This is a genomic window from Streptomyces sp. NPDC055815, from assembly GCF_053616475.1.
In genome coordinates this window covers 1-5,603 of the sequence record NZ_JBSHDU010000160.1, presented here as the reverse complement: position 1 = coordinate 5,603, position 5,603 = coordinate 1, and the positions used below count along the sequence as shown (strand labels likewise).

At 65.0% G+C, this 5,603-nt stretch carries 1 protein-coding gene; it reads left to right on the top strand.

The genetic code is table 11. The annotated features are described in order from the left end of the window. Positions 1-5,592 (top strand): golvesin C-terminal-like domain-containing protein (locus ACWGN5_RS41615; RefSeq protein ID WP_453524185.1); only part of this gene is annotated, 5,592 nt, incomplete at its 5' end. Between the last annotated feature and the right edge of the window lie 11 nt (positions 5,593-5,603).

Genomic DNA, 5,603 nt, shown 5'->3' with positions numbered 1-5,603 from the left:
GTCAGCCTGCAGGCGCAGGTCAAGACCCCGATCAACTCGGACAACGGCAACAAGCGCACCGACTACGTCCTGACCTGGGACGTCTACAACAAGACCACGGGCGCCTGGATCTCGGGAACCTCCGGCATCCCCGGACTCGCCCAGAACGTCGCCGTCGAGGACCCCACCTCCAACAGCCTCGGCCTGGAGAAGTTCTACGGCTACACCGGCAAGAACACCGGCGCTGGCGCCAGCATGATGAACAACATGGCCTCCGGCAACGTCGTGTGGTCGTACAACGCGATCAACAACCCCGGCCGGGGTCTGAACACGTTCTTCCGGATGGCCTACAACAGCCTGGACACCTCGGACACGGTCTCCGGCTACGGCTGGTCCATGCAGGCCTCGGGCCCGATCCGTCTGGGTGCGCCGCTGGACTTCCACCCGAACCCGAACCCGACCGAGATCCGTCTCCCGGACGGTGACGGCACCACCCACGTCTTCCGCTGGGACTCGGCCACGAGCTCCTGGAAGGCGCCGGCCGGTGTGCACTACAAGCTGGCCGCCAAGCCCGGTCTGGACTGCACCCCGCTGAAGGACCCGGTTCCGGACGCCTGGACGATGACCCGTCCCGACGGCTCGCGCTTCCTGTTCGGCTGCGACGGCTACATGACCTCCACCGTGGACAAGAACGGCAACACCATGCTGTTCACCTACGAGGAGCGGAAGTCCAACAACAAGCCCACGAAGTTCCTGAAGTACATCACCGACCCCGCGTCGCGGCAGTCGCTGACGGTGGACTACTTCAAGAAGGGCGACAACTCCTACGAGTACGTCTCGGACACGGGCACCATCGCCACGGGTTCGAACCTGACCAACTCCAAGATCTACGACCACGTCAAGTCGGTCACCGACATCTCCGGTCGCAAGATCAACTTCTGGTACACCGACAAGGGTCTGCTCGGCCAGATCACCGACGGTGTGGGCTCCTCGCAGCCGAAGGTGTTCAAGTTCACCTACGACGCCACGCAGGGCAACAAGAACGTCAAGATGGTGGCGGCCACCGACCCCCGGGGCAACGCCACCAAGCTGGCCTACTACGCCCCGCAGGCCGGTGACGACCCGAAGTACCACTGGTGGACCAAGACCATCACGGACCGCCTGAACAACAACACGACCTTCGCCTACAAGGCGGACACGGTGAACCCGAGCTTCACCGACACCAAGGTCACGGACTCCGAGTCGCACTCCACGGACTACGTCCTGGACGACTTCGGCCGCCAGGTGAAGGCCACCAACGCCAAGTCCCAGTCCATGGACATGTCCTGGGACGCGGACAACAACGTCATCCTGCAGAAGGAGGCGAACGGCGCCCAGACCACCTGGACGTACGACCCGAAGACCGGCAACCCGCTGACGATGAAGGACGCGGAGGCCAACAAGAACGGCACCGCGGGGACGGTCTACACGTACCTGACCCGTGCGGACGGCTTCTCGGCCGACCTGGCCACCAAGACGTCCCCCGAGGGCCGCAAGTGGCAGTTCGGCTATGACGCCTTCGGCAACCTGAAGACGGTCACGGACCCGATGGGCGCCGCCACCACCTCGGTGCCGGACGACTACACCACCAAGTACGAGTACGACGTCTACGGTCAGCTCACCAAGGCCACCGACGCCAACGGCAACTCGACGGTCAACTCCGACTTCGACGTCATGGGCTACCCCAAGACGATCAACGACGCGGAGAACCACGCCACCTCGTTCGTCTACGACGAGCGCGGCCAGGTCACCTCGGTGACCGACACGCTGGGCACCACCACCACCCAGGCCTACGACGTCTACAAGCGTCCGCTGGCCAACAAGGTGCCCAAGGACCAGGCGCAGGGGCTGTTCATCACCACCCCGGCTCCCGTGTACGACGCCAACGACAACATCACCGCCAGCACCGCCCCGGACGGCGTCGTGACCACCGCGGTCTACGACTCCGCGGACCAGGTGACCGAGTCGACCGGCCCGGACAACAACCTGAGCGGTCGCACGACCCGCTACACCTACGACAAGGTCGGCAACCTCAAGACCACGACCGAGCCCAAGGGCGTGGCGACGACCTCCGTCCCGGACGACTACGTCACCACCAACACGTACGACGAGATCTACCAGCTCATGGCGGTGGTCAACGCCCAGGGCGACAAGGTCTCCTACGAGTACGACAACGTCGGCAACGCGGTCACGGTCATCGACCCGAAGAAGAACGCGACCGCCGACACGACCGACTACACCACCAAGACCACCTTCGACCTCAACCACCGCGTCACCAAGGTCACCGACGCGGCGGGCAAGTTCAGCACGAGCGAGTACGACAAGGACTCGCTGGTCGTCAGGAGCACCGACAAGGAGGGCAACACCAGCGAGGTCGTCTACGACCAGCGCGGCAAGACGATCGAGCAGCGGGTCCCGTACTCGACCGGTGTCATCCGCACCACGAAGTACGAGTACGACCAGATGGGCAACCCCACCAAGGTGATCACCCCGCGTGGCACCGCCACCGCGGCCGTGGACGACTTCACCACCCGCACCGAGTACGACAAGCTCAACCGTCCGGTCAAGCGGTACCAGCCGTACGACCCGGCGGACGCGCGCTACAACGACCCCAACGTCTACACCCAGACGACCTACGACGTGGTCGGCCGCGTCTCGCGGGTCTCCGCGCCGCCGTCGGCGGGGCAGACGGTCCGCAACGACACCGACTACACCTACTTCGACAACGGCTGGGCCAAGACGTCCACCGACCCGTGGGACATCGTCACCTCCTACGGCTACAACACGATGGGCCAGCAGGTCTCGCGCACCCTCACCTCCGCCGGTGGTTCCACCTCGCGGACCCAGGGCTGGGCGTACTACCCCGACGGCAGCATCCAGTCCCGTTCCGACGACGGCATCCCGGTCGGCGCGCACGTGGTGGTGGCGGACAACTCCGACACCCAGACCACGGCGGTGACCGGCACCTGGGCCACGGCCTCGGCCACCGGCCAGCAGGGCTACGACCACCGCACCCACGCGGCGGGCACGTCGACGGACACGTTCACCTGGACGCTGAACGTCCCGCAGGACGGCAGCTACACCGCCTACGTGAAGTACCCGACGACCTCGGGCGCCTCCACCGCGGCGAAGTACACCGTCACCCACGACGCCGGCACCACCGACAAGACGGTCAACCAGACCACCGGTGGCGGCACCTGGGTCTCGCTGGGCGCGTTCACCTTCAAGCAGGGCATCGCGTCCAAGATCGCCCTGGCGACCGACGCCTCCGGCAAGGTCGTCGCCGACGCGGTGAAGATCGTCCGTACGGTCACCGAGACGGACAACGAGAAGAAGAACTTCACCTACTCGTACGACCTCAACGGCAACCTCACGTCGATCACGGACACCTCCTCGGGTGCCAAGATCGACACGTACTCGATGACCTACACCGGCCTCAACCAGGTCCAGAAGGTCAGCGAGTCCCTGGCCGGCGTCGAGAAGAAGGCCACGTCGTTCACCTACGACGCCAACGGCCAGAAGGCGACGACGAGCCACCCGGACCAGTACGCGCAGTACTTCTACGACGCGCGTGAGCTGGTCAAGACGGTGAAGGTCGGCAAGTCCGTCTCGGACGCCTCGCCGAAGGTCACCGACTACACCTACACCGACCGCGGCCTGCGGCTGAAGGAGACCAAGGCCAACGGCAACACGGTCGACTACACCTACTACCTGAACGCGGCGCTGAAGAGCCAGACCGAGAAGAAGCCCAACGCCACCCTGGTCTCCTCGCACACCTACACCTACGACGCCAACGGCAACCAGGCGCAGGACGTCGCGTCCAAGATGAACGCCGACAGCCACGGCGCGTACCTGAACTCCACCACGGACTTCACGTACGACCCGGTCAACCGGCTCGCCCAGTCCGTGAAGACGGGTACCGGCGCGGGCACCGAGACCTACGTCCACGACAACAACGCCAACGTCGTCACCCAGACGATCAAGAACGTCACGACCAACTACACCTACGACCGCAACCGGCTCCTGAGCTCCAGCATCGGTGCCGCGACCAACAACTACCACTACGACCCGTACGGCCGACTGGACACGGTCGTCGCCGGCGGCAAGGTGGTCGAGGACCGGGACTACGACGGTTTCGACCACGTGGTCAAGAACGCCAAGCTGCAGACCGACGGGGTCACGACGAAGACGACCACCTACGTCTTCGACCCGCTGGACCGCACGGCGTCCAAGACGGAGGGCGGCAAGACCACCGACTTCAACTACCTCGGCACCTCCAGCGAGGTCCTGAACGAGGCGGTCGCCGGCGCGGTCACCAAGTCCTACCAGTACAGCCCGTGGGGCGAGCGCCTCACGCAGCTGAAGAAGAACACCGACGGCTCCGAGGAGCTCGGCGTCTACGGCTACAACGGCCACAGCGACGTCGAGACCCTCACCGACACCACCGGTGACACCAAGTCCACCTACGGCTACACCGCCTACGGCACCAACAACGACGCCGAGTTCACCGGCATCGACAAGCCCGACACGGCGCAGCCCGACAAGGAGGCGTACAACCCCTACCGCTTCAACGGCAAGCGCTGGGACGCCGCGAGCGGCACGTACGACATGGGCTTCCGTGACTACAGCCCCGGCCTGAACCGCTTCACCAGCCGGGACATGTACAACGGCGCCCTCGCCGACATGCGGCTCGGCTCGGATCCCTTCACCGGGAACCGGTACGCCTTCACCGGAGGCAACCCGATCAGCGGCGTCGAGATCGACGGTCACTGGTCGAACTGGTGCGAGGGGAAGAACTTCTGCCCCTGGGACGACAACTTCGCCTCCGCCTACGTCGGCGCCGTCGAGAACACCTTCGACGCGCTTGCCGCCCCCGTGCTCGCCGCGGAGCCGGTCCTTCGGGAGCACTGCCCCAGCTGCTTCGGAACGCCCAGCAACCCCAATGCGGTGGACCTGGGATTCGAGTGGGTCGCCGGCACCGGGCCCAAGAGCCGGACGTTCGGCGGAAACGACGCCGTCACGCAGTCGCTCATGGACCACTACCACGTCCAGCGTGTGCGGGAGATCGCGGCCGACAACATCAACATCGGCAACTACAACATGGGTGCCCCGGTCAAGCAGTGGACCGATGACAAGGGTGTCACCTACAACCTCGGTCTGAATCACTCGCTGAACTCCAAGACCCTGGCCCTGGACTTCACGTCCAACCTGTCCGCGGCGTTCCTCGGCTCCTACACCATGGACTACACGGTCCAGTCGGTGGACAAGGAGGCGGGAACGGCGACCGTTCAGTTCCATGTGAAGAACACCAGTGACATGGACTCCGGGACGCATATCGCTCCGGAGCTCGGCGGGTACAGCGACTGGTGGCGCGACAACATCGCCGAGCCGCTCCTCAAGCATTACGAATCGGGGCGGTTCAGCTCGCGGGAGCAGAACCTCTACTGGACGGAGACGATCGACCTCGCCGACCCCAAGGCGCCGTCGCAGTCCTCGTCCTCGTCCTCCTCGTCGTCGTCGGATTCGAGTAGCTTCCTGGACACTGTGACAAGTTTCCTGGGCAGCCTCTTCTGACTCTTCTGACG